At 61.9% G+C, this 23,623-nt stretch carries 22 protein-coding genes; 8 read left to right on the top strand and 14 right to left on the bottom strand.

Annotation, left to right across the window (positions count from 1 at the left end; genetic code table 11):
- Positions 1-60: 60 nt before the first annotated feature.
- The 12 genes from BBG20_RS22280 to BBG20_RS22335 form a co-directional block, all read right to left on the bottom strand.
- Positions 61-2,466 (bottom strand): TonB-dependent siderophore receptor, encoded by a 2,406-nt coding sequence (locus BBG20_RS22280; protein ID WP_065907181.1) that lies wholly within the window; start codon positions 2,464-2,466, stop codon positions 61-63.
- A gap of 97 nt (positions 2,467-2,563) precedes the next feature.
- The gene (locus BBG20_RS22285; RefSeq protein WP_065907306.1) at positions 2,564-3,538 is read right to left on the bottom strand and encodes a FecR family protein; all 975 of its coding nucleotides are present in this window, start codon (positions 3,536-3,538) and stop codon (positions 2,564-2,566) included.
- Positions 3,539-3,569: 31 nt separating this feature from the next.
- A complete protein-coding gene (locus BBG20_RS22290; RefSeq protein WP_065907182.1) occupies positions 3,570-4,070 on the bottom strand; it encodes a sigma-70 family RNA polymerase sigma factor in 501 nt (166 codons plus the stop codon).
- Positions 4,071-4,154: 84 nt separating this feature from the next.
- The gene (locus BBG20_RS22295; protein ID WP_065907183.1) at positions 4,155-4,799 is read right to left on the bottom strand and encodes a CGNR zinc finger domain-containing protein; all 645 of its coding nucleotides are present in this window, start codon (positions 4,797-4,799) and stop codon (positions 4,155-4,157) included.
- A 96-nt stretch (positions 4,800-4,895) separates the two neighbouring features.
- Positions 4,896-5,510 (bottom strand): adenylyl-sulfate kinase, encoded by a 615-nt coding sequence (cysC, locus tag BBG20_RS22300; protein ID WP_065907185.1) that lies wholly within the window; start codon positions 5,508-5,510, stop codon positions 4,896-4,898.
- A complete protein-coding gene (locus tag BBG20_RS22305; RefSeq protein WP_065907186.1) occupies positions 5,507-6,736 on the bottom strand; it encodes an MFS transporter in 1,230 nt (409 codons plus the stop codon). Before BBG20_RS22305 ends, cysC begins: the two co-directional genes overlap by 4 nt.
- Positions 6,737-6,746: 10 nt before the next feature.
- The gene (locus BBG20_RS22310; RefSeq protein ID WP_065907189.1) at positions 6,747-7,517 is read right to left on the bottom strand and encodes a class I SAM-dependent methyltransferase; all 771 of its coding nucleotides are present in this window, start codon (positions 7,515-7,517) and stop codon (positions 6,747-6,749) included.
- Positions 7,518-7,524: 7 nt separating this feature from the next.
- Positions 7,525-8,661 (bottom strand): Rossmann-fold NAD(P)-binding domain-containing protein, encoded by a 1,137-nt coding sequence (locus BBG20_RS22315; RefSeq protein ID WP_065907192.1) that lies wholly within the window; start codon positions 8,659-8,661, stop codon positions 7,525-7,527.
- Positions 8,658-9,383 carry an SDR family NAD(P)-dependent oxidoreductase gene (locus BBG20_RS22320; protein ID WP_065907195.1) on the bottom strand — a complete coding sequence of 242 codons (726 nt, stop codon included), beginning with the start codon at positions 9,381-9,383 and terminating at the stop codon, positions 8,658-8,660. The genes BBG20_RS22315 and BBG20_RS22320 overlap by 4 nt, the downstream gene beginning before the upstream one ends.
- A gap of 10 nt (positions 9,384-9,393) precedes the next feature.
- Complete coding sequence (locus BBG20_RS22325) at positions 9,394-10,122, bottom strand: sulfotransferase-like domain-containing protein (protein WP_065907198.1); 729 nt, start codon at positions 10,120-10,122, stop codon at positions 9,394-9,396.
- On the bottom strand, positions 10,119-11,195 hold the full coding sequence (locus BBG20_RS22330) for a transaldolase family protein (RefSeq protein ID WP_216864351.1): 1,077 nt from the start codon (positions 11,193-11,195) through the stop codon (positions 10,119-10,121). Before BBG20_RS22330 ends, BBG20_RS22325 begins: the two co-directional genes overlap by 4 nt.
- A 169-nt stretch (positions 11,196-11,364) precedes the next feature.
- Positions 11,365-12,072 carry an HAD family hydrolase gene (locus tag BBG20_RS22335; protein ID WP_065907202.1) on the bottom strand — a complete coding sequence of 236 codons (708 nt, stop codon included), beginning with the start codon at positions 12,070-12,072 and terminating at the stop codon, positions 11,365-11,367.
- A 254-nt stretch (positions 12,073-12,326) separates the two neighbouring features.
- On the opposite strand from BBG20_RS22335, the gene BBG20_RS22340 reads away from it, so the two are divergent.
- The 4 genes from BBG20_RS22340 to BBG20_RS22355 all read left to right on the top strand — a co-directional run bounded on the left by BBG20_RS22340 (position 12,327) and on the right by BBG20_RS22355 (position 16,448).
- Positions 12,327-13,127: a glucose 1-dehydrogenase gene (locus BBG20_RS22340; protein ID WP_065907205.1), complete on the top strand. Its 801-nt coding sequence runs from the start codon at positions 12,327-12,329 to the stop codon at positions 13,125-13,127.
- Entirely contained in the window at positions 13,120-14,946 is a 1,827-nt protein-coding gene (locus BBG20_RS22345; RefSeq protein ID WP_065907208.1) for a glycoside hydrolase family 15 protein, read from the top strand. Before BBG20_RS22340 ends, BBG20_RS22345 begins: the two co-directional genes overlap by 8 nt.
- 48 nt (positions 14,947-14,994) lie before the next feature.
- Entirely contained in the window at positions 14,995-15,468 is a 474-nt protein-coding gene (locus tag BBG20_RS22350) for a cysteine hydrolase family protein (protein WP_065907210.1), read from the top strand.
- A gap of 83 nt (positions 15,469-15,551) precedes the next feature.
- Positions 15,552-16,448, top strand: a complete 897-nt coding sequence (locus tag BBG20_RS22355; RefSeq protein WP_065907214.1) for an alpha/beta fold hydrolase — start codon at positions 15,552-15,554, stop codon at positions 16,446-16,448.
- Between the two features lie 120 nt (positions 16,449-16,568).
- Here BBG20_RS22355 and BBG20_RS22360 read toward each other — a convergent pair whose 3' ends face one another.
- Complete coding sequence (locus tag BBG20_RS22360) at positions 16,569-17,537, bottom strand: GlxA family transcriptional regulator (protein WP_065907216.1); 969 nt, start codon at positions 17,535-17,537, stop codon at positions 16,569-16,571.
- A gap of 91 nt (positions 17,538-17,628) precedes the next feature.
- Here BBG20_RS22360 and inhA point away from each other — a divergent pair, with 91 nt between their 5' ends.
- Positions 17,629-18,309, top strand: a complete 681-nt coding sequence (gene inhA, locus BBG20_RS22365) for an isonitrile hydratase (RefSeq protein WP_065907219.1) — start codon at positions 17,629-17,631, stop codon at positions 18,307-18,309.
- Between the two features lie 55 nt (positions 18,310-18,364).
- On the opposite strand, the gene BBG20_RS22370 is transcribed toward inhA, so the two are convergent.
- Positions 18,365-18,994 carry a LysE family translocator gene (locus BBG20_RS22370; protein ID WP_065907308.1) on the bottom strand — a complete coding sequence of 210 codons (630 nt, stop codon included), beginning with the start codon at positions 18,992-18,994 and terminating at the stop codon, positions 18,365-18,367.
- 160 nt (positions 18,995-19,154) lie between these two features.
- Between BBG20_RS22370 and BBG20_RS22375 the strand changes: the two genes are divergently transcribed.
- From BBG20_RS22375 to BBG20_RS22385, 3 genes are all read left to right on the top strand, one after another.
- The gene (locus tag BBG20_RS22375) at positions 19,155-19,670 is read left to right on the top strand and encodes a sigma-70 family RNA polymerase sigma factor (protein ID WP_065907222.1); all 516 of its coding nucleotides are present in this window, start codon (positions 19,155-19,157) and stop codon (positions 19,668-19,670) included.
- Positions 19,657-20,607 (top strand): FecR domain-containing protein, encoded by a 951-nt coding sequence (locus BBG20_RS22380; RefSeq protein WP_065907229.1) that lies wholly within the window; start codon positions 19,657-19,659, stop codon positions 20,605-20,607. Before BBG20_RS22375 ends, BBG20_RS22380 begins: the two co-directional genes overlap by 14 nt.
- Before the next feature lie 106 nt (positions 20,608-20,713).
- A complete protein-coding gene (locus BBG20_RS22385; protein ID WP_065907232.1) occupies positions 20,714-23,200 on the top strand; it encodes a TonB-dependent siderophore receptor in 2,487 nt (828 codons plus the stop codon).
- Positions 23,201-23,623 lie beyond the last annotated feature (423 nt).

A 23,623-nucleotide genomic window follows, 5' to 3' on the forward strand; every position in this document is an offset into this window, starting at 1 on the left:
AGGAAACAGGCAAAAAAATCGCAGCCTCGGGGAGCTGCGATTTTTCCCAATCGATGCGGTTCAGAACCCGACGCTGGCCTGCACAAAGAACGTACGTGGCTCGCCCAGGTACAACCCGGAGTTGTTATCACTGGAACGGGTGTAGTGCTGCTGGTCGAAAACGTTCTTCACGCCGACGCCCAGTTTGAGGTTCGACAATTGCTCGCCGAAGTCATAACCACTGCGCACGTTGACCGAGACATAACCCGGGATATCACCGTACTGGCCGTCCGCCGTGCCCTGGGTGATATAGGTGCTGGTGGTCCCCGGTGCGCGCTGCCCGGACTGGGCGTACACATCCAGGTTGTGGGTCCAGTGGTTGATGTCGTAGCGCAGGCCGAGGGTCGCCACTTCGCGGGAATACAGCGGCAGGTCGCGGCCCTTGAACGGCACGTCACCTTCCGAGGTGGCTTTGGTGTAGGTGAAGCCGGCGTTGGCGGTCAGGCCGTCGAGGCGCGGGTCGAGGTTCGACAGGTCATAGTGGGCCGACGCTTCGATACCGGTGTGCTTGGTGGCCCCCAGGTTGGTCCAGCCCACGTCGTTGCTGACGTATTGCAGCTCATCCGAGAAGTCGATGTAGAAGAACGTCAGCTCGCCGCCCCACACGTTGTCGTTGTAGCGCGTCCCCACTTCATAGGTCTTGGCCTTTTCCGGGTTCAGGCCGTTGGCGGTCTGGTCGCCCGTGCCGCCCTGGCCCAACTGGAAGTATTGCAGGCTGCCGAACGAGGTTTCGTAGTTGGCGAACAGTTTCCAGGCATCGGACACGTGGTACATCACGCTCAGGGCCGGCAACGGCTCGTTGTTGTTAACCTCGCGGCGCTTTTCCGTCACGGCCTCGCCCTTGAGTCCGACCACCGGCCGGTCGTGCCATTCGGTACGAATGTCTTCAAAGCGAATGCCCGGGGTGATGGTCCACTTGCCGATATCGATCTTGTTGTCGATATAGAAAGCATTGGCCTCGGTGCCACCGGTGCGATCCTGATAGACGTGGCCATCGTTGAAGCCGACCGGCGTCGGTACGTTGTCGACCAGTTTCAGGCTGGTCGCCTGCTCGTGCATGCCTTCCTTGAGGTAGCGATAACCCAGGCTGACTTCCTGGGTGCTCGGGCCCACGTCGAACACATGGGACACCCGCGGCTCGATGCCGAAGGTGTAGTAGGTGCGCGGGTAGGAGCCGATGCTTCCCAGGTCGCGGTTGGCGATGTTGCTGCCACGGAAACTGTCGGAATAGTAAGTGAGGACTTCGGCTTGGGTACGGTCATCGATCTGGCGGATGTACTTGAAGGACACGTCCTTGCGGCGGCCGCTGAAGTTGTCCCAGTCACGCACCGATTGGTACGGGTTGGCGTCGAACTGCTTCTGGGTCAGGCCGCCGGGCATATCGGCGCTGGCGTCGTAGTAGTGGAAGTTCAGCGAGAAGTCGTCTTGATCGGTCGGCGCCCAGTGGGTCTTGAAGATCACGTCGTCGATGTCATTGGAGTTGTTGCTGTTGCGATAGCCGTTGCCATTCACCCCGGAATACAGCAATGCCACGCCGATGCCATTGTCGGCGGTGCCGCCGATGAAAGCGTTATCGATGTGTTTCCAGCCGCCATGGGCGGACGTTTGCAGGGTGCTGCCGACTTCTCCGGAGAATTTCTCGGGGATCGCGCGGGTCACGAAGTTGATCACGCCGCCGACGTTCTGCGGCCCATAACGTACGGAACCGGCGCCGCGCACCACGTCGATGCTGTCCAGGTTGCCGGCGGAAATCGGCGCCATCGACAGCTGCGGCTGGCCATAGGGCGCGAACGCCGCCGGCACGCCGTCGATCAGCACCGTGGAGCGCGGCGACAGGCGCGACGTCAGGCCACGTACACCGACGTTGAGGGAAATATCACTGCCGCCGGTGCCGTTGGATTCCTGCACCTGCACGCCGGGCACGCGGCGCAACACGTCACCAACGTTCATCGCGCCCTGCTCGACCATGGCTTCGCGGCGGATCACCGTGCGCGCGCCGGGGTGGTTCTGCACCACTTCGGCGTTGGCATCGCCGAGCCAGTCACCGACCACCTTGATGTCGGTGGCGCCCAGTTCCAGCGGCGAGCCGGCTTCACCAGTGCCGCTGTTCAACGGGCGCAAGGTCACGGAACCGGCGTCGATCTGGTAGTCCAGGCCGCTGCCTTGCAGCAATTGGCGCAAGGCTTGTTCAGGAGAAAGGTTGCCGTCGACCGCCGGTGCCTGCTTGCCAGCGACCATGTCCGGGCTGAAAAACACTTGCAGGGACGTCTGCTGGCCCAGTTGGCTCAGCGCTGCGCCCAGGGGCTGGGCCTGGATGTGGATGCCCTCGGCGGCGTAGGCGGCCGGCAGCGCGGCGCTGACAGCAAGCGCCAGCGCGAGTGGCGCCCAGCGAGAGATTTTATTGTTGTTCACGGCAAGTTTTTTCACGTCGAACCTAGTCCTGTGATCGCAAAAGTACGCGGCTGTTAATGCAAACCAGTTGCAGTTGCAGGAGAAGACGAAGAACTCGGAAAAAACCTGAATGTCAGCGTGAAATAATTTCCTGGCTGCCGTCCGGCAAGGTGCGCAAGGCCACCGGCAGGATATGTGGCAAGGCCTTGAGCAAGGCGTCGGTGTCGTTGGCCTTGAACACACTGGTCAGGCGCAGGTTGCCGACTGTCGGTGTGCTGACCCGCAGTGGCTGCTCGCGATAACGCGAGACTTCGCGTGCGACTTCGCCCAGCGGCGCGTTGTTGAACACCAGCTTGCCCGTACGCCAGGCTGTCAGCTCCTCGGCGTTCACCGCGTAGGCCGTCGCCACCTGCCCCTTGCGGTCGACATGCGTACCCAGGCCCGCCGTCAGTGTCACCACGGTGTCTGCAGCCTGCCCTTGCACCTTCACGGTACCGGCCTCGACCGCTACGCGGGTCTGGTCGTCATCGCGACGCACATCGAACCGCGTGCCGGTGACCGTCACCTGCCCTGCCCCGGCGGCCACCACAAAGGGCCGGCTGGTGTCGTGCTCGACGCTGAACATCGCCTCGCCCTGCTTGAGCTCCACGCCACGCCGGCCTTTTTCAAAATGCACGGCGACGATGCTGCGGCTGTTGAGGTCCATCACTGAACCATCCGGCAAGGCCACCTGGCGATGCTCACCCAGGCGGGTGCTGAACTCGGCAGTGTAGGGTTTTGGATGATCGAGGCCGCTGAACAGCCCTAGCCCCACAGCCACGGCGACCACACTGGCCGCCACCGCATAACGCAACACGGCGCGGCGCTTGGGGCGCTCGGCGGGTGCTTCGCACAATGCCTGCAGGCGCGCCCTGGGCAGCAAGTCGGTGGCGCTCCACAATCCCTGCAGCACATCGAACTCGTATTGATGCTCGGCGCGCTCATTGCGCCAGGCGTCGAACCGTTGGCGCTCTTCAGGGCTCAGGTCGGCGTCTTGAAGACGTACGAACCATTGCGCAGCTGCATCGCGAGCCTCCTCACTGCCGCAGGCACGTTCAACGTTATCCATCATGGAAGGTCCTGTAAAAAGCGGGCGTGGGTCATGGGGCCATCGCGTCCAGGCGGTCACGCAAATGCCGCAGGGTGCGGATCATATACTTTTCCACCATGTTTTTAGACAACCCCAGGCGTTCGGCGATTTCCTGCTGGGTCAGGCCCTCGATTTTCTGCCAGATGAAAATCTTGCGGCAGTTGAGGGGCAGCTCGGCCAAGGCCCGTTCTATGGAGTCCGCCAACTGGATCGCGTGCATGAAATGCTCCGGGTCGCCGCTGTGGGGCGAGCTCTGATCACAGGTTTGCAGGGCCATGGCTTCGCGACGGTCTTCGCGCCGATAAGCGTCCACTGCAATATTGCGCGCGGTCTGGTGCAGGTAGGCGCGCGGTTGCTCGACCTCGGAAGATTTTGACTCAAGCACCCGCACAAAGGTGTCATGGGCCAGGTCTTCGGCCTGCTGACGGTTTCTCAGGCGGCGCGTCCACGTCCCGACCAACTCTTCGTAGTGTTCGAAAAAGCCTGTTCTGCGGGGCGGCTGAGGGATCATCGCGGGAGCACTGGGGAGGCGGGGCGTGAATAGTAATGCTTCCTATTAAGTCGAGCAATTGCTACCCGTCGCCCGTGGCACTCGCTATGGCTGGCTGGCCACCTGCCGGAGACGGCTAAGCTTCTCCCGGCTGCCGCAGACGCTCATCTGGCACCACTTGCGCAGTTTGTTCTTGGAGATGTCCAGGAACACCCAATCGCAGTCGGTGGCCGTGCAACTCCTCAATGCCTGAAGATCACCGGACACCAGCATTTGCGTGGCCTCGATGGCAAGGCGGCCTAACACCATGGTGGTGAGTTCCTGCGCGGTGGTGCAAGGTTTCCACTCCCAGGCAGGCTTGCCATCCACCGAGCGCAGCAGTCGCCAGGCAACGCCCTGCTGGAATGCCAGGTTGATCTGCTGCAATGGCGCATCGGGCGCGGCCTGTTGCAATGACAACGGATAGAACACGGCGTACAGGCACTCCCTGAACGCGATGATCGCGTCCAGGTCGGGCTGATAGGAAATCGGCGACTCAAACACCATGGGCTTGTAGTCATCGAACTCTTGTGCCGAGATCAACGAGGCATGGAGCGCCCATTCGAAGAAGAACTGAAAACTGGTCAGCCGCTCTTCGATCACCTTGAGAGTGGTGCCGGGACGCCGGCCATTGGTGGTATTGATAAAGTCCAACACCCGGGCCCCGCCAATCAGACGGATCGATTTTGCAGTGCCCGTAAAATGCGTCATGTCTGCTCCTTAGAAAACGCGGTCTTGCGGCGATGCCGCAGATTACCTTGTTTTCTGAAAAGGCTGACAGTGTGATACCGACGCAAAGACCAACGGCTACGTGCGCGCGTCGTTACGTGCGACCCAATCGAGGATCGCCTCGACGGACTGCTCGACCGACAGCGCCTGGGTATTCAAGTGGACTTCCGGAAAGATCGGCAGGTCATACCGCGAATCAATACCGGTGAAGTTCTTGATCAGCCCGGCGCGGGCCTTTTTATACAGGCCCTTGGGGTCGCGTTGTTCGGCGGTTTCCAACGGCGCATCCACATGCACTTCCACAAACGACTCATTGCCGATGATCGAGCGCGCGTAGTGCCGGCTCGCCGCCGAGGGTGAGATCAGCGCGACGATCACGATCAGCCCCGCCTCCAGCATCAGCCGCGCCACTTCGGCGACGCGCCGGATATTCTCCTCGCGGTCGTTGTCGGTAAATCCCAGGTCCCGGCACAGCCCGCCTCGCACGGAGTCGCCGTCCACGATGCAGGTAAATCGCCCCTGGGCCTGCAGGGCAATGTCCAGTGCATCGGCAATGGTCGACTTGCCGGAGGCAGAGATGCCGGTCATCCAGATGACCAACGGCCTTTGCTTCATGCGCGGGTGTTCGGCGCGTAGATGGCTGAACGCAAACGCATGCAGGTTCTGGCCTGGACCTTGCGCAACATAGCTCATGGCTTCTCTCCCGCCGTCATCGAAACAGGTTGTTTACCCAACATGAACACCATCACGCACTGCGCGAACAACAAGAGCGCAACCACCCAGTAGACGCTTGAGAACGACCCCGTCAGGTCCTTGGAAAACCCGCCGAGGAAGTTACCGCACACGCCCCCCAGGCCGATCAGGACATTGGCGATGCCAAAGGCCTGGGTCAGGCGGCTGACCGGGACGATTTGCCCGATGTAACTGGGGACAAGCCCGAAGATCGGGTAGAACGCCAACGCGAACAAAAAGGCCGCGAGGTAGAACAGTGGAAGGCTGTTGAAACTGAATACCAGGGTGGCGGCAAGCCCCGCGCTCAAAAAGCACATCGCCAGGGATGCCCGCACGCCGACCTTGTCGGCGATCCACCCGACCAGAAACCCTGACGCCATGCCCACGGCACCGATGGTGGTCCAGATAAACCCGGCATCCTGCACCGACACGCCCAGCTCATCGCGAAGAAAAGGCGCCAGGTATGTCTGGAACGGCAACAGTGCCATGCCGTTGAGAAAAGCGATGGCCCAGGTCAGGTACAGCGAACGACTCAGCCAGGGCCGATCACCGCCCGCCACTGCCGAGTGCTCCCCGGAAAAGCCGACATCCTGGCTCGCCCCCAGGTTACGCAACAGAAACCAGGCCACCAGGCACAACGCCACGGAGATCAGGCCGGCGGTGAGCCAGATCGAACGCCAGCCGCCGTTCAAGGTGAGAAACGAGACCAGCAATCCATTGATAAACACCCCGTAGCTGGTGCCACTGGAAATCAGCCCCATGACCCGCGAGCGATTCCCCGGGCTGAATCCCTTGGTGACGATCTCGGCCAACGGGATATACACCGAGGCGGAACAGCCACCGAGCAGAATCAGCAGCGCGCCGGACAGCCAGATGTTGTCGCTGATACTCAAGCCCAGCAACGCCAGGGAGGTCATCACGGTGGACACCAGGCTGATTTTCCAGCCCTCGAAAAACCGGCTGATATAGCTGGTGACCGAGGAAAACAGCAGGAAGCCGACCTGCGCGCCGCCGGTGATCACGCCGACCGTGGTGTAGTCGAAGCCGATGTCCCGGCGCATGTCCACCACGAGGTTGGCGAACAGGTAGACGCCGAACCCATAGGTGCTGGCCACGAAGCCGGTCAAGACCACCGCCAGCACCACACTGTCGAGGGTGCGGGGGTTGCTCTGTACGAGTGTACTCATGCTCTGACCCTCAGACGGCGCGCGCGGTGTGGATGACAAAATCACAGGTCATCATGTCGTAGTCGCGCTGGAAATCACCGTAGCTCTCATGCGCGCCAAACCCGGACGCAAGCACCTCGGTGGCCAACTTGCCCGGCAACAACGGATACACCTTCAAGCGATACTGTTCGGTCTCATCGAAGGTGTAGATGAACTCACACAGGTGTTGATCGACGTGCCCCAGGGTCACGCAGGCGTTGGTGCCGCAATAGTAGTAATTGCCGCTGGCCTTGAAGTTACCCGCGCGAATCGCGAAGAAATTGCGCTGATCCACAATCAGCAGGCCGCCCGGCTTGAGCAGTGCCCTGAACTTCTCCAGCACCCGCAATCGATCATGGGCTTCAAAGACGTGGCACAGCGAACTGCCCAGGCACACCACCGCGTCGAACTTGCCCAGCACGGTAGGATCCAGCGCGAGCCAATCCATGTAGTGCGATTCAATCTCCAGGCCGCGTTGCCGGAAGTTTTCCCGCGCCTTGGTCAGCATGGTGCTGCTGCCGTCCGTGGCCACCACCTCAAACCCAGCTTCCTTGAGCTGGACCGCGTGGAAGCCGCTGCCCGTCGACACATCGATCACCGAGCGCACACCGTGCTGGCGCAACAGCTCTTCAAAAAAGCCGCTCTCCCCGGCCTTTCGTTTTTCCCAATCGATCAACTCGTCCCAACGCTCCACGAAGTCTGCGGAGTATTGCGTGGCATAACTGGCGACTTCGCTGTGTTTGCGCCCTGACATCTGATTCATCACACACCTACCAAGTTGAATTTTTGAAGGCCAGGTACTTGCTCGCCAATTCCCGGGCAAAGTCGGCGGACTGCTCGATGGACATGGTTTGCTTGGAGTACCCCAGCAGCGCCTGCATGACGGCCATGCATTGCGGGTTGTAGGTGACCGATCCGTCACAGTGGATTTCGTCGATGCCATCCTGGCCCTGGCAGATGCTATTGATGCGCACCGCCTCGTCCTGGGGGCAGGCCTCGCTGAACTGCACGTCGATCCGCCCCTCGTGCAGCTTCACCGGATAGCCACCCGGCAGCCCAAGCGGGCCCGGTGCATGCACCCACACCGGCGTGGGGGAAAACAGGCCTTCGATGATGGTGACCGCAGAGCAGGCCGTCAGGAACTGCCCATCGATCCCGCCCAGGCGGCGGAACTCGGACTTCACCGTGGAGAAGATCTCTGCGTCTGACAGGTGCGTCACTGGCGGCCGGTCGCGCACCTCGTATAACAAGCGGTAGCTGGCACGCGGCGGCAACCCACCGCGCGGCACGTAGTGGCTGAAGTAGTGCTGGGTATACAACTGCACCTGCACGTCCGCGGGCGCGCACTCGAGCAACCGCGCGATGGAAAGCTGCGTGGCCGGGATCAGGTTGGCCACGTTGCCTACGCCGATATCCGGCGCCAGGCCGACCCTGGCCAGAATCGGATTGACGGCATCGGGGAAGGCCGCATTCACGGTCCTGGCCGAGATGCCGGAGGCTTTTACCGCCTGCATCAGGCAATGCATCAACGTCAGATGCATAGGCAACCAGGGACCGAATTGCGCCTGGTCGAGCTGCTCGAACGACAACCTCGGCAAGCCGGTAATCACCCGCCACGATTGCAACGACGCGCAGTTCACCAGCATGTCCGGCGCTTCTTCACGCAGCACTCGCGTCACCTTGGGGATGTCCGTCAGGTCGGCGATCACCGGCTTGATTGCGATGTACTGGCCCAACTGGGCGCAGGACAGCGCCACCAGGTTGCACAGTCGGACAGTCGACTCTTCGTTGCGCCCCAGCACCACAAATTCGAAGGCGTTTTTTGGCCCGAGAATCTTCAGGATCTGCAGGCACAGGTTGCCGGCGCCCACCAGCAGCAGTTTTTTCTTGCGCAGGGACTGGCTCACCGTGGGTAGGCTCCGTTGTCCACGGGGATGACCTTGCCGGTCATGTGCCGGAAGCCCTCACCGATCAGCAGCAAAATCACCTCGGCCACGCCGCTGGGCAGGATGGGATCCTTGAGGATCTCCTGGCGTGCGTACTCCACACGGCGGTACTCGGGGATGGTGTCGTAGATCGCGGTCTCATGGATCAGCGCCGGCGAGACCGCGTTGACACGCACAAACGGCGCGAAATTCCAGGCATTGGCCTTGGTCAGGCCGATGACCGCGGCCTTGGTCGCACCGTAGAGTGCGTCACAGCTGCCGACCTCGCCCGCGACCGAGGAAATATTGACGATGGCACGCGGGGCCTCGTGCTTCATCTCGCGCTCGGCAAAATCCTTGGACAGATAGACCAGCGCCTTGAGGTTCACATTGAGGATTTCGTCGATCTGCTCATCGGAATAGGCGTAGACGCTTTTGCCGTGGTAGATCCCGGCGTTATTGACCAGCCCGTAGATCGTTGTATGGCGCTCATACAGCGCGGGGATAAACCCCTTGATAACGGCGGGGTCGGAGAAGTCGGCGACGTGGGTCTCCAGGACCTCGCGGCCATGAACCCCCTGCAGCCGCTCCAGGCCCTGTCGATCCTTGTCGGCCGCAATAACGAAGTAACCGTCTTTAATCGCCTGTTCGACAGTCGCCCGGCCGATGCCATTGGCCGCGCCGGTAATAATCAACTTCTTCATACCACAATCCTTATTGGCAAAATTCATTCATGCGCGCATAAAACGTGCGGTGGTATTCGTACAATTCCCGCAACTTCGGAAATTGATCGAGTACTGTCATATCAATCTGTTGTTTAGCCGGTGAAATAATCCGCTCACTGTTCTCTGCCGCCACGTGCCAACTTCTCCAGGTTTTCCACTGGGGCGGGCATTCACGTTTCCACGTCATGGCGTGAGGCAGGAATTCAATCTCCAGGTAATCACATAGTTTGCGTATTACCCGTTCAGGCTCAGCCGCCAGATCATCGGCATTGATCACATAGGGCACTGTTCCGGTCAGTTTGGTGACCACGCAAAAGATGTCATATAAGGCTTTATGCCCAATGGCCTGGATAGGCATATCGGGATGGACCCGATGATGGGAAATAATGCTGCTGGCCGGTTCACGAATAAGAAAGATATTGGCTTGTTGTGCAAGAAACCCAAGATCAACTTTCAAGTCATCCAGACAGTGGTAGCACATGTCTTTATGAAACACATTGCTGCGTTCTTTAGCTGTAAGCAGGTGCTCTTTGATGCCCTCGTACGTGGTGGGCAAACTGTGGTCCCACTCATCCGAAGGAATCGCCGACGCCTCGGTAAACGCCATGTGCGCAAAGGGCTCGTGGAACACTTCAAAATCTCCACGCTCGATGAACACCCGTTCCAGCACGGTGGAACGCGAGCGCGGGTGAGCCCACAACCCGATCATCTTGTTCATGCGATCACCCCGAATTCGGCAGCGAGCAACGCGGTGAGCGACCGCTTGAACGGCTTCGCCACCGGGCAGAGTCGCACGCAGTAATCGGCCAGCCGCCGGTGCGCGCTGTTGGCCTCATTGCAGGCGTTGATAAACGCCTCATGGTTGCCGAAGTCGTACGCCTCGATGCTGTCGATGAAATAGGCTTCGCAGAAGTACGGAATCCGGATCAGCTTGGCGAAGATCGACGCCGGCGGCGTCAACGGCTGCGTCGCCGGGACAACCGGCTTGCCGTGGCTCTCACGCTCGATCAGAAACTCCACCACGTCCGGCGTCAGCGTGTAGCAGGTCGCCTTCAGCCCGGTTTTTTCCAGGTGCCAGCAATGCTTGTTGCCGCGCTCGTCGACATCGATCTTGATGCTGGACAACAGGGTCTTGACCGGCACCGTCGACGCCGCGACCAGCGCCTGGATCTGCTCGTAGACCATCAGTTCGGCCCAGCGCAGTTCCTCCGGACTCAGCGCCAGGCCGCGCTCTGCCGCCTGCAACGCAAATTCCGGCTGACAGGCAAACCGTCCGATCATGAAGGTAATCACGTGCCGGCAGTGACGGGTGTCGATACCGTGACTGCGTGCGGTCGCCATGCCCCGCTCGATGGCCTGCAGGCCGGCCTGGAACTGCGAGACCGTGAAGCAGAAGGTGATATTCACCGAACCGCCCCGGGCCACCAGGTATTCGACGGTGGCCATGCCCTCCAGGCTGCCGGGCACCTTGACCATCACGTTCGGCGCCAGCTGCTGCAGCTCCAGCCCACGGGCCGTCATGCGTTCGATACAACGCACATCCACCGGATCGACCTGCGCGCACATCCAGCCTTCGACCTGGCCCGACTGCACCCAGAGCGCCTGGAGCGCTGCGGCGCCCTCGGCGATCACTTCGTTGTAGAGCTTCTTGCGCAATTCTGCGGGCGACAGGCTCGCCAGGTTGAAGCGCGACGACCAATACTCGCGCTTGTCGAGAATCGCTGCGGTCACCAGCCGGGGGTTGGTGGTCACACTGCTGAAGCCGCTGCCCTGCGAGAACTCATCGGGCATCACCTGCTCGATATGCGCAATCGCCGCCGGGTACTTGTCCAGCAAATGACTTTTAAAAGGCGCGTACACCACCGGCGATGAATCCCACCACACTTCTGAACCGGGGTCATTGGCCTTAAGCCGTTCTCTATAACCGTGTACGCTCACAACGCCTCCTCCCTGAGTAAGGTCAATGATTAATAAGGGACAACACTTCACGCATATCGGAAAACGGTAATGCCCCGGCCGCTGCCAACTGTGCGTGGCGACTGGGCGGGCCAAACCCCAGCACTTTTATATGCGCTGCCATCGCCGCCTGGACGCCGGTGACACTGTCTTCAACTACCCAGGCGTCAGCGGTGTCAATGTTGTAAGTTGCACAGGCGGTTAAAAACACCAGGGGATCGGGTTTCCAACGGCCCAACTCATAACAACTGAATATCCGCCCCTCGAAGTAAGGCAACAGCCCGGTAATGCGCAGACAGTGTTCTATCTTGTTGCGCGGCGCACTCGACGCTACGCAATAAGGCACCGTCAAGGACTGCAGGACTTCAACCATTCCATCAGTGGCTTTCAAGTTGAGTGTCAGTGCCGCCAGGGCCTGGTGTCGAAAGTGTGCTTCGAACTGACTGTCCAACTCGATATTTAATAACCCTTGCGCTTCGCGCAGACACTCAGCGATGCGACGACCGCGGAAGCGCTCGATATACGTTTCTTCATCCAGTTTGAAACTGCCCGTTACTTGGGCATTCAGCAGGGTAATCAACACAGACAGGGTGATTTCTTCACTGTGAACTAAGACACCGTCGCAATCGAAGATAATCAACTTGGGAGCGCGTAATAACGCGGCCCGTTTTTCCTGCTCTGGTAGTTCCCCTATAACGGCCGACAGGCACATACATTTCTCTTATAGGTGGCCCCGCGATGACATCCGAACTACCAACGGAGCGGGTTGAGGTGTGCCTATAAGACACGCGACAAAAAATCCTGTCAAACGCTTTTGAGCGGTTTTTTAGTATCTTATGGTTATTTCTTATTATTCTTTTATTCCATTTATCACCATGGTTGTAGTCGCTAAAATCACACGGATGAACTTCCGTTGCGCGACGTCAGTCAGCTACTTGAACTCACGAATTTAAGGTCGGGTGGGCAATGCACATCTCGTTGGAGCAACAAGTGGCACTGGTGACAGGCGCCAGTTCCGGAATCGGCGCCGGCGCGGCCAAGGCGTTGGCCCAGGCAGGCGCCGCCGTCGTGCTCAATTACAACGCCCAGGCCGCACCGGCCGAAGCCCTGGCGGCCCAGATCAATGCAGAAGGCGGCCGGGCGATTGCCATTGGCGCCGATGTGTCCAAAGAGGCCGACGTAGAACGTTTATTCGCCCAGACCCTCGAGGCCTTCGGTCACCTCGATATCCTGGTGGCCAATTCCGGTATGCAAAAGGACGCCAACCTGGTCGACATGAGCCTGGACGACTGGAACAGCGTGATCGGCGTCAACCTCACCGGGCAGTTCCTGTGTGCACGCGCGGCCGTGCGTATCTTCAATCGCCAGGGCCTGCGTGAAGGCGTGTCGCGGGCGGCCGGCAAGATCATCCACATGAGTTCGGTGCACCAGCTCATTCCCTGGGCCGGGCATGTGAATTACGCGGCGTCCAAGGGCGGCGTGGAAATGTTGATGCGCACCCTCGCCCAGGAAGTCAGCGAACAGCGCATCCGCATCAACGGCATTGCGCCCGGCGCGATCCGCACCGCGATCAACCGCGCTGCCACTGAAGGCGCGGCAGCGAAGGAGCTGCTGAAGCTGATTCCCTACGGCCGTATCGGCGATGTGGAGGACGTGGCCAACGCGGTGGTGTGGCTGGCCAGTGATGCCTCCGACTATGTAGTGGGCAGCACCTTGTTTATTGACGGCGGCATGAGCCTTTATCCGGAGTTTCGTGGCAATGGTTGATTTGAATGACGAGCAACAAAGCGCCATCGATGCCCACGGCATCATTGGCGACATGCGCAGTGCCGCCCTGGTGAATGACAAAGGCAGCATCGATTTCTTCTGCTGGCCGGAATTCGACAGCCCGTCGATCTTCTGCTCGCTGCTGGACACCCCCGGTGCCGGGATTTTCCAACTCACCCCCGACCTGCCCAACGCGCGACGCGAGCAGATCTACCTGCCTGATACCAATGTGCTGCAAACCCGCTGGCTCAGCGACGAAGCCGTGGTCGAAGTCACCGACCTGCTGACCATCAGCGAAGAAATCGACGACCTGCCCCTGCTGATCCGCCGCGTGCGTGTGGTCAGCGGCAAGGCCACCCTCCACCTGCATTGCGCCGTGCGCCATGATTACGCGCGCGCGTCCACCCACGCCGCCCTCGATAACGGCACCGTGTGTTTCACCGCCGATGGCCAGCCAGGCCTGCGCCTGGCCGGCAGCTACCCGCTGCAGATCGAAAACGACGCCGCCGTGGCGCACTTTGAGCTGGGCCAGGAAGAAGGCGCCGAGTTCGTGCTCGGCGGCCAGGACGATGAGCGCGTGGACAGCGGCTGCACCGACCTTGCACTGGCCCATACCTTGAAGTTCTGGCGCGGCTGGATCGCGCAGTCGAACTATCGCGGACGCTGGCGCGAGATGGTCAACCGCTCGGCCCTGGCGCTCAAGCTGCTGACCTCGCGCAAACACGGCGCAATCATTGCCGCCGCGACCTTCGGCCTGCCGGAAACCCCAGGCGGCGAGCGCAATTGGGACTACCGCTACACCTGGATCCGCGACGCCTCGTTCACCGTCTACGCCTTCATGCGCCTGGGCTTCGTCGAAGAAGCCAACGCCTATATGCGTTGGCTCAAGGGCCGGGTCAGCGACTGCTGCGGCCAGCCGACCAAGATCAATATCCTCTACGGCATCGACGGTCGCCAGGAGCTGCCCGAAACCCAGCTGGAGCATTTGAGCGGCCACGGTGGCGCCAAACCGGTGCGCATCGGCAATGAGGCGGTCGACCAGATCCAGCTGGATATCTATGGCGAACTGATGGACGCGGTGTACCTGGTCAACAAGTACGGCGAGGCCATCTCCCACGAGGGCTGGAAACACACGGTGGAAGTCACCGATCAGGTCTGCGAGATCTGGAACCGCAAAGACGTGGGCATCTGGGAGATGCGCGGCGAGCAGCATCATTTCCTGCATTCGCGGCTGATGTGCTGGGTGGCCTTGGACCGCGCGATCCGCCTGGCGTCCAAGCGCTCGCTGCCGGCGCCGTTTGCACGCTGGGACCAGACGCGCCAGGCCATCTACGCCGACATCTGGAGCAACTTCTGGAACGAGGAACGCGGACACTTCGTGCAGCACATCGGCAGCACGGCGCTCGACGGCTCGATGCTGCTGATGCCGCTGGTGCGCTTCGTCGCCGCCACCGACCCGCGCTGGCTCTCGACCCTGGAAGCCATCCAGAAAAGCCTGGTGCGCGATGGCATGGTCTACCGCTACCGCAACGACGACAGCCAGATCGACGGCCTGCAAGGCACCGAAGGCGCGTTTGCCGCCTGCTCGTTCTGGTACGTCGAATGCCTGGCCCGCGCCGGGCAGGTGGAGAAGGCCCACCTGGAGTTCGAGCAACTGCTGCGCTACGCCAACCCGCTGGGGTTGTACGCCGAAGAGTTCGACAGCCAGGCCCACCACCTCGGCAATACCCCCCAGGCCTTGAGCCATCTGGCGTTGATCAGCGCGGCCACCTTCCTGGACCGCAAGCTCAGCGGCGAGAAGACCACCTGGCAACCGTGAGGTGGGCTGTGCACAATGGGGCGCCCCTCGACCCGTCACGGGAGCCCCATGCGCCAGGTACTGCTGATCATCGATGTGCAACCTTCCTTCAACCCTCCCGAGTGGCTGGTGGACGGCATCAATGCCCTGCTCGGGCGATTGCCGTCAGTGGCCACCGTGGAGCGCCATGACGAAAGCATCACGCCCTTCACCCGCCAGCTCGGCTGGCAACCGGCCCCGGATGACCCCAGCCTGATCGCGGCAGATCGCGTCTTCATCAAGCACGGCTATGCGCCGACACCCGAAACCATCGCCTACCTGAAAAGCCTCGCCCCCGAGCGCGTGCTGGTGTGCGGCATCCAGACCGACACCTGCGTATTGGCGGCGGGGTTTGCGTTATTCGATGCTGGGCTGCAGCCGACCTTGATCAGCGACTTGACGGTCGGCTCGTCGCTGGATCGCTCGGGCAAGCTCGGCGTGGATCTGTGGCGGCACCACTTCAAACAGGTGCGCAGCAGCGCCGAGCTGGACCTGGACAAGTAACCCTACTGTCTTCAGGCGCGCCCTATCCCGTCACGCCCGTGGACTACAGTTGCAACACCGCTGACCCACCGACAGGAGCCCCCATGACCGCACTGCTCTATATACGTACCTCCATGCTCGACGTGGCTTATGAAGCCCATGGCCCCGCCGACGGTACCCCGGTGATCCTGCTGCATGGCTTTCCCTACGACCCGCGCGGCTACGACGCGATCGCGCCGGTGCTGGCCGCGCGCGGGTGTCGGGTGCTGGTGCCGTACCTGCGCGGTTATGGCCCGACGCGGTTTATCAATGAGCAAGTGCTGCGCTCCGGGCAACAGGCGGCGCTGGCCAAGGATTTGCTCGAGTTCATGGATGCGTTGTCGATCCCGCAGGCCACGCTTGCCGGGTATGACTGGGGTGGCCGCGCCGCGTGCATTGTCGCAGCGCTGTGGCCGCAGCGGGTGCGCGGGTTGGTGACCGGGGACGGCTACAACATCCAGGACATCGCCAAGTCGCTCAAGCCGCGCTCGCCCGTGACGGAGCATCGGTTGTGGTACCAGTTCTACTTTCATACCCAGCGCGGCGTGGATGGGCTGACCGCCAATCGCGCGCAGTTGTGCAAGTTGCTCTGGTCACTGTGGTCGCCGTCCTGGGCCGAGGGGCCGAGCCTGTATGACCAGACGGCGCCGTCGTTCGACAATCCGGACTTTGTCGAGGTGGTGATTCACTCCTATCGCCATCGCTTCATGTACGCACCCGGCGACCCGGCGTTGGAGCCCATCGAAGTGGCCCTGGCCCTGCAACCGCCGATTTCGGTGCCGAGCATTTCGCTGTGTGGCGCCGATGATGGCGTCGGACCAGCGCCGGAAGAGGACGACGATGTGGAGCACTTCAGCGGCTTTTACCGGCGCGAAGTGTTGCCCGGCGTCGGCCACAATATTCCCCAGGAAGCCCCGCAGGCGACTCTGGCAGCGATCATTGAGTTGCTCGACCGACGCTAGGGCGCAGCCGCAAGCCGGAAGCTGAAGACGCAGGGCACGGGCGACATGCAGCGCGGCGGCATGCCGGGGTGTCACGGCGCGCTCCAGTTCGAGAAACAGTACAGATGTGTACGTTTTCGTTCAAACCGGATCGTAGAACCGTTCGCGGTAGGCCTGGGGCGTGACTTGCAGCGCGCGCAAAAAGCTGCGGCGCAGCGTCTCTTCACAGCCAAAACCGCAGTGCACGGCGATGCGCTTGATCGATGCGCTGCTGTCGGCCAGTTGCCGGCGTGCGGTTTCAACCCGGATCAACTCGACAGCGCGCGCGGGCGTCTGGCCAGTTTCGGCGCGGTAGTGACGCACGAAACTGCGCTCGCTCATGCCCGCCTGGGCGGCGAGCGTCGCGATGTTGAGGTCGAGGGTGAGGTTGTCGGCGATCCAGGCGTGCAGCTCGGCAAAGCGGCTGCCGGCTTTTTGCAGCGACAGGGTCACGCTGAACTGCGATTGACCGCCGGGGCGCTTGAGGAACACCACCAGGTGCCGCGCCACTTCCAGGGCCACGGCGCGGCCCAGGTCTTCCTCGACCAGGGCCAGGCACAGGTCGATGCCGGCGGTCACACCGGCGGACGTCCACACTGAGCCTTGCTGGATAAAGATCGGGTTGGACTCCACCGTCAGCGCGGGAAACTTGCGCGCCAGTTCCTCGCAGCGGGTCCAGTGGGTAGCGACGCGGCAACCGTCGAGCAAGCCGCTGGCGGCCAGCAGGAAAGCCCCGGTGCACACCGACGTCATGCGCCGGGTATGACGGGATTTTTCACGCACCCACTGCACCAGCGCGGCGTCTTCGGCGACGCCATACACGCCCCAGCCACCGGCGATCACCAAGGTGTCGCAAGGTGCGTCGACAGCGGGCAGCGGCTGCGCCACCAACGCCAGGCCCGCCGAGGTCATGACCGGCTCTGCCTGGTCGGCGATCACGCTGACGGCGTACGGCAACGGCAAGTCGCGTTGGCGCGCCAGGTCATTGGCGGAGGCGAATACCTGTAACGGCCCGGTCACGTCGAGGACCTGGGCGTTATCGAAAGCGAGGACGTGGATGATTCTGGGCATGATTGGCGTGATTGGTGGGTTCAATGGCGTATTCGCCAAAGCCTAGGCCTCTAGAGTGAAGTCGTCCACCCCCTTTAGCGGAGCTTCATTCATGACCTTGCAGATTGGCTTTCTGTTGTTCCCCGGCATCCAGCAACTGGACCTGACCGGCCCTTATGACGTGCTGGGCTCACTGCCGGAGGTGAAGCTGCACCTGATATGGAAGGACCTCGCACCGGTCACGTCCAGCACCGGCCTGGTGTTCACCCCGACCATGACTTATGCCGACTGCCCTGCCCTGGATGTGATTTGCGTGCCCGGCGGTTCCGGCGTGGGCGCATTGATGGAAGACCCGTCCACCCTGGACTTCCTCAAGGCCCAGGCGCACACCGCGCGCTACGTGACTTCGGTGTGCACCGGCTCGCTGGTGCTCGGTGCAGCGGGTTTGCTGCGCGGGCGCAAGGCCACGACTCACTGGGCCTACCACGACCTGCTCGCCCCGCTTGGCGCGATCCCGGTCCAGGCGCGTGTCGTGCGCGACGGCAACCTGTTCACCGGTGGCGGGATCACCGCCGGTATCGACTTCGCCCTGACCCTGGCGGCCGAGCTGTACAGCGAAGCGGCGGCGCAGCTGGTACAACTGCAGATCGAATACGCGCCGGCGCCGCCGTTTGATTCGGGCAGCCCCGACACCGCGCCGAAGCACGTGCTGGAAGAAGCCCACAAACGCACCGCCGAGTCGCGCAAGACCCGGGGGGAAATCGTCGCACGGGCGGCAGCACGGTTGGGCTGAGGTTGAGCCTGGCGAGCTGGCGGTACCTGTGGCGAGCTTGCTCGCCACAACAGGCTCAGGCCGGACGAGACATCAGCGCCAGGCGCACGGCCAGCACGGTCAACACCGTCGCCAGGCCCCATTTCTGCAACGCCGCACCCGCTGGACGGCCGGCAAAAAACCGGCTGACTGCCCCGCCGAAAATCCCCAGCAGCAGGTGAAATACCGCGGCGATGACGGTCAGTACGCCGCCCAGCACCAGCAGTTGTATCGCGATCGACCCCGTCTCAGGGCGCACGAATTGCGGCAGGAATACCACAAAGAACAGCAGCGCCTTGGGATTCAGCAGGCTGTTGAGCATGGCCTGCAAAAACACTCGGCCCAGCGGCACCCGCTCGACTTGGGCCTGCGCCCCACCCGGGCGTTTCTGCAGCGTCTTGAACACCAGCCACAGCAGATAGATCACCCCGGCAAAGCGGATCAAGTCGAACGACGGCGGCCAACTTGCGACCACCGCAGTGACCCCCGAGGCGGTCAACCCGGTCAACAGCAGGTCTGCCACGCCAATGCCCAGCGCCGAGGCCATTCCCCCGCGCCAGCCATGGGTCACGCCATGGGTGATGACAAACGCCATGTTCGGCCCCGGCGATAACAGCAACAGCAGCACAGCACCGGAAAACACCGCCAGGGTTGCAAGGTCGATCATGCTCGCGCCGTCCATGAGGAAAAGCCTGCAGATTAGTCGGCTCACCCCGGCCGAACAAAAAATTGTGCTGGATACATTGCGTGCCGGGAATTGCGAATGGCCACGACCACCGTCTAGAATGCGAAACATTATCAATTAAGACTGCTGCGCCAGGATGCCCATGTCGAGCGACCACCCACTGGACCATGCCGCCATCGGCCAGCTGTACCACGCCCATCATTCCTGGCTGCGTGGCTGGCTGAACCGCCGCACCGGTTGCCGTGAACATGCCGCCGACCTGGCGCAGGAAACCTTCGTGCGCTTGCTCAACGCGCGCAAGCAGCAGACCTTGCAACAGCCTCGCGCCTACCTGAGCAGCATCGCGCGCAGCCTGATGATCGACCAATACCGGCGCCGCGAATTGGAACGCGCCTACCTCGAAAGCCTCGCCCACTTCCCCGAGGTCGAGGTGCCGTCGGAAGAAACCCGGTGGCTGATCCTCGAAAGCCTGGAACGCATCGACCGCCTGCTCGACCAGCTCAAGCCACGGGTGCGCGAAGCCTTCCTGCTGGCGCAACTGGATGGCCTGACCTGCGCGCAGATCGCCCTGCGCCTGGGCGTGTCCAAGGCTACCGTGGAGCGCGACCTGGCCAAGGCGCTGCACGCCTGTTATCGGTTGCGCTATGCCGAACTCTGACCCGCGCCTGGTGGACCAGGCCATTCAATGGATGATCAAGCTGCGTTTCAACGTGGCCGACGACGCCAGCACCGCCGCGTTCGATCGCTGGCTGCACACCAGCGCCGAGCACCAGCAGGTGTGGCAGCGGGTGGCGACCATGAACGATGATTTCAACCAACTGCCGGCCCAGGTCGGCCGCCATGCCCTGCAAGGTGCGCGTCAACGCATCAGCCGCCGCGAAGGCTTGAAGCTGCTCGGGCTGGTGGCCGGGGCAGCGGGCTTGACCTGGCTCGGTCGCGACTACACACCGCTGCCCGGCTTGATGGCCGACTACCGCACCGCTACGGGTGAGCGGCGTTGGGTAGCGTTGGACGACGGCAGCAAGATCCAGCTCAACAGCGCCAGCGCCTTCGACGCCACGTTCAGTGCCGAGCGCCGCCTGGTGCACCTGCACCGGGGCGAAATGCTGGTGAACACGGGCGTCGACGACCGGCCACTGTGGGTACAGACCCGCGACGGTTACCTGCGTGCCCTCGGCAGCCGCTTCCTGGTGCGTGAAGAAGCCCAGGGCACGCTGCTCGCCGTCCAACAGGGCGCCGTGGCGTTATTTGCCAACAGCCGGGAGGCCAACGCGCGCCACGTGCTCAAGGCCGGCGAGCAGGTGCTGTTCGACCACACCGGCGTTCATGCGCCCATCGCCAACGGCCTCGATCCCTGGGGTTGGAGTGACGGCGTGATCAGTGCCCACAATATGCGCCTGGACGACTTCCTCAGCGAGTTGAGCCGCTACCGCAATGGCCTGCTGCGTTGCAGTGAAGCGGTGGCCGGGTTGCGCGTGTCGGGGACTTATCAGTTGAACGATACCGATCAGGTGCTGAGCCTGGTGGCGCAATCGCTGCCGGTCGACGTCACCTACCGCAGCCGTTATTGGGTGACCGTCAGCCCTCGCGTTTAACGCTTCGAAAAATAAATGAGGTGAATTCTCATTGCCGCTCGACCTGTAAGGAAAGGCCGATCAACAGGCCGGTTCTGTCCACTTCCTTCAGGAGCATCCCGCGGTCATGCAAGCGTTCCCCTCACAACGTTCTCCACTCAAGCGCGCGGTACAGGCCGCCTTGCTCGGTGCCTGCCTCAGTGGCGGCGCCGTGCCGCTGGCCGTGCTGGCCGACACCTTGGCGAGTGACACCCAGGCCCGCGACTGGAACATCGCCGCCGGCTCCCTGGCCAGTGCGCTGGACCAGTTCGCCCGCCAGGCCGGGATCAGCCTGTCGTACGACGCCACCAGCGTGGCCGGCAAGGCCAGCCCGGGCCTGAGTGGCCGCTTCGACCGCGAGCAAGCCCTCGGCCAGTTGCTGCGCGGCCAGGGCCTGCAAGCCCAGCGCCAGGGCAGCAGCAACTGGCTGCTGTTGCCGCAAGTGGCCGACACCGGCGCACTCAACCTGGGCGCCACCACCGTCACCGGCGACCGCCTGGGGGCAACCACCGATGGCACCGGGTCCTACACCACCGGCGCAGTCACCATCGGTAAAGGTCAACACAGCCTGCGCGAAACGCCGCAATCGGTGAGTGTGATGACCCGCCAATTGATGGATGACCAGAACCTCACCACCATCGACGACGTGATGGAGCGCACGCCCGGCATCACCTCCTATGAATCGCCGATGGGCGGCAAGTATTTCTATTCCCGTGGTTTCAAGATGCTCGGCCAGTACCAGTACGACGGCGTGCCGCTGGACATGGGCAAGGACTACGCACAGGCCGACAGTTTCAGCGCCAACATGGCGATCTATGACCGTGTGGAAGTGCTCAAGGGGGCCGCCGGCATACTCAAGGGTGCCGGCACGGCCAGCGGCGCGGTGAACTTCGTGCGCAAGCGGCCACAGGCCAGCCCCACCACCAGCCTGTCGCTGTCCGCCGGCACCTGGGACAATTACCGCGCCGACGTCGACACCGGCGGCCCGCTGAATGACAGCGGCACGGTGCGCGGCCGTGCGGCGGTCAGCCAGCAGAATCGTGGCTCCTACATGGACATCGCCAAGCGCCAGGACCAGGCCTTCTACGGCGCCCTCGACATCGACCTCAGCGCCGACACCACCCTCGGCCTCGGCGCCAGTTATGAAGATGTCGATGCCACCCCGTGCTGGGGCGGCCTGCCGCGCTACGCCGATGGCAAGAGTGCCAAGCTCAGCCGCTCGACCTGCCTGGGCCAATCCTGGAACGACTGGCAAAGCCGGCGCGCCACGTACTTCGCCGACCTCACGCAGCAGCTCAACGACGACTGGAAACTCAAGGTCGCGGCCGTGCACAGCCGCAACCTGCAAGACATCAAGTACGCCGCCAGCGAAGGCACCATTGCCTACGACAACCCAGCTCCGACCGCCGTCTCCTACGCGGCGCTGATGGATTACGACCACAAGGACTTCGGCCTCGACGCCTACCTCGACGGCAAATTCGAAGCCTTCGGCCTGCAGCACGAACTGATCCTCGGCGCCAACGGCAGCCGTGGCACTCAGGACGACATCTACGCGATCCAGAACCTGCCCACGCGCCAGAGCATTTACCAACCCAACCATCACTTCCCGGAACCGGCCGACAACACCTTCTGGCCCAACATGTACCGTGGCAGCACCATCAAGGAGACCGCGACCCAGTACGGCACTTACGCGACCTTGCGCCTGCGCCTGGCCGAGCCCTTGATGTTCATCGTGGGCAGCCGCGTGAGCTGGTACGAAAACCGTCGCCAGTCCTACAGCCTTGGTTGGGGCGAATGGTCGCTGCAGGATGCTCGCACGAAGGAAACCGGCGAGGTCACACCGTTCGCCGCGCTGATCTATGACCTCAACGAGCACCTGTCGGTGTACGCCAGCTACGCGGATATCTTCCAGCCGCAAAGCGCCTACGCCACCGCCGACGGCGCCGCGCTCAAGCCGAAAATCGGCGATAACTATGAGCTGGGCATCAAGGGCGAGTGGTTCGAGGGGCGCCTCAACAGCTCCCTGGCGCTGTTTCGCTCCATCGAGAAAAACGGCGCCGAAACCGACTACCTGAGTTTCTGCCCGACCTCCGCCGATGGCTATTGCTACACCGATACCGGCAAGGTCCGCGCCCAGGGCGTGGAGGCCGAAGTCAGCGGCGAACTGCTCGAACGCCTGCAGGTGTCCGGCGGCTACACGTACACCCAGACCAAGACCCTGAAGAACATCGACAGCACCGCAGAAGGCGGTGTTTCCAACAGCTACGTACCGCGCCACATGCTGCGGATGTGGGGCGACTACCAGCTCGACGGCGCGCTGTCGAAATGGAGCGTGGGTGCCGGGGTCAATGCCCAGAGCAGCAATTACCGCGTACAGACCATCAAGCTGGAACAGGCCGGCTACGCGACCTGGAGCGCGCGCCTGGCCTATCGCCTCGACGACACCTGGACCGTGGCGGTCAATGGCAACAATCTCTTCGACAAAACCTATTACAACACCGTCGGAACTGCATCATGGGGCAACTTCTACGGTGAACCGCGCAATTTCACCGTTAGTTTGAAAGGCAACTTCTGATCCCGCGAAACCCCCAGTGGCAGGGCACTTAGTGCGCCCTGCCACGCCCTCTTTGTCCCCCCTTCCTACTGCCGCTAGAAAAAGGTTTGTCCTTTAAAGAGGAAAAATCTCACATTTGTTCCTACACTCAAAAACACACCCATTCACCGAGTGTTCGGACAAGGAATGTCAATAAAATGCCGCTTAAAAGACTGATTAACCTGTCTAGCACGCCGCCCCCGCACCATCGTCAATTCGTTGACTAAGCACGAAAAGGGAAACACTCCTTTAGTCACTATCGCCGCAAAATCCCTTCAAATGGATAGCTTCACTGATATGTGCATTTGGATTGGTAGTTGCGTATTACCCAGAGTAGCCGTAGTTCGAAGTGCCCTCTAACGCCATAGCGGCTTTATTGAAGCGACAACGAACAACAGCAACTGG

This window comes from Pseudomonas aylmerensis, from assembly GCF_001702265.1.
Taxonomy (GTDB): Bacteria; Pseudomonadota; Gammaproteobacteria; order Pseudomonadales; family Pseudomonadaceae; genus Aquipseudomonas; species Aquipseudomonas aylmerensis.

Bases quoted from the DNA above. Each gene is read 5' to 3' on its own strand.
- BBG20_RS22330 (WP_216864351.1), bottom strand. From the start codon at position 11,195: ATGCCCGATGAGTTCTCGCAGGGCAGCGGCTTCAGCAGTGTGACCACC.
- BBG20_RS22335 (WP_065907202.1), bottom strand. From the start codon at position 12,072: ATGTGCCTGTCGGCCGTTATAGGGGAACTACCAGAGCAGGAAAAACGG.
- BBG20_RS22305 (WP_065907186.1), bottom strand. From the start codon at position 6,736: ATGAGTACACTCGTACAGAGCAACCCCCGCACCCTCGACAGTGTGGTG.
- BBG20_RS22375 (WP_065907222.1), top strand. From the start codon at position 19,155: ATGTCGAGCGACCACCCACTGGACCATGCCGCCATCGGCCAGCTGTAC.
- inhA (WP_065907219.1), top strand. From the start codon at position 17,629: ATGACCTTGCAGATTGGCTTTCTGTTGTTCCCCGGCATCCAGCAACTG.
- BBG20_RS22290 (WP_065907182.1), bottom strand. From the start codon at position 4,070: ATGATCCCTCAGCCGCCCCGCAGAACAGGCTTTTTCGAACACTACGAA.
- BBG20_RS22360 (WP_065907216.1), bottom strand. From the start codon at position 17,537: ATGCCCAGAATCATCCACGTCCTCGCTTTCGATAACGCCCAGGTCCTC.
- BBG20_RS22345 (WP_065907208.1), top strand. From the start codon at position 13,120: ATGGTTGATTTGAATGACGAGCAACAAAGCGCCATCGATGCCCACGGC.
- BBG20_RS22340 (WP_065907205.1), top strand. From the start codon at position 12,327: ATGCACATCTCGTTGGAGCAACAAGTGGCACTGGTGACAGGCGCCAGT.
- cysC (WP_065907185.1), bottom strand. From the start codon at position 5,510: ATGAGCTATGTTGCGCAAGGTCCAGGCCAGAACCTGCATGCGTTTGCG.
- BBG20_RS22370 (WP_065907308.1), bottom strand. From the start codon at position 18,994: ATGATCGACCTTGCAACCCTGGCGGTGTTTTCCGGTGCTGTGCTGCTG.
- BBG20_RS22295 (WP_065907183.1), bottom strand. From the start codon at position 4,799: ATGACGCATTTTACGGGCACTGCAAAATCGATCCGTCTGATTGGCGGG.
- BBG20_RS22320 (WP_065907195.1), bottom strand. From the start codon at position 9,383: ATGAAGAAGTTGATTATTACCGGCGCGGCCAATGGCATCGGCCGGGCG.
- BBG20_RS22310 (WP_065907189.1), bottom strand. From the start codon at position 7,517: ATGAATCAGATGTCAGGGCGCAAACACAGCGAAGTCGCCAGTTATGCC.
- BBG20_RS22380 (WP_065907229.1), top strand. From the start codon at position 19,657: ATGCCGAACTCTGACCCGCGCCTGGTGGACCAGGCCATTCAATGGATG.
- BBG20_RS22350 (WP_065907210.1), top strand. From the start codon at position 14,995: ATGCGCCAGGTACTGCTGATCATCGATGTGCAACCTTCCTTCAACCCT.
- BBG20_RS22385 (WP_065907232.1), top strand. From the start codon at position 20,714: ATGCAAGCGTTCCCCTCACAACGTTCTCCACTCAAGCGCGCGGTACAG.
- BBG20_RS22285 (WP_065907306.1), bottom strand. From the start codon at position 3,538: ATGGATAACGTTGAACGTGCCTGCGGCAGTGAGGAGGCTCGCGATGCA.
- BBG20_RS22325 (WP_065907198.1), bottom strand. From the start codon at position 10,122: ATGAACAAGATGATCGGGTTGTGGGCTCACCCGCGCTCGCGTTCCACC.
- BBG20_RS22355 (WP_065907214.1), top strand. From the start codon at position 15,552: ATGACCGCACTGCTCTATATACGTACCTCCATGCTCGACGTGGCTTAT.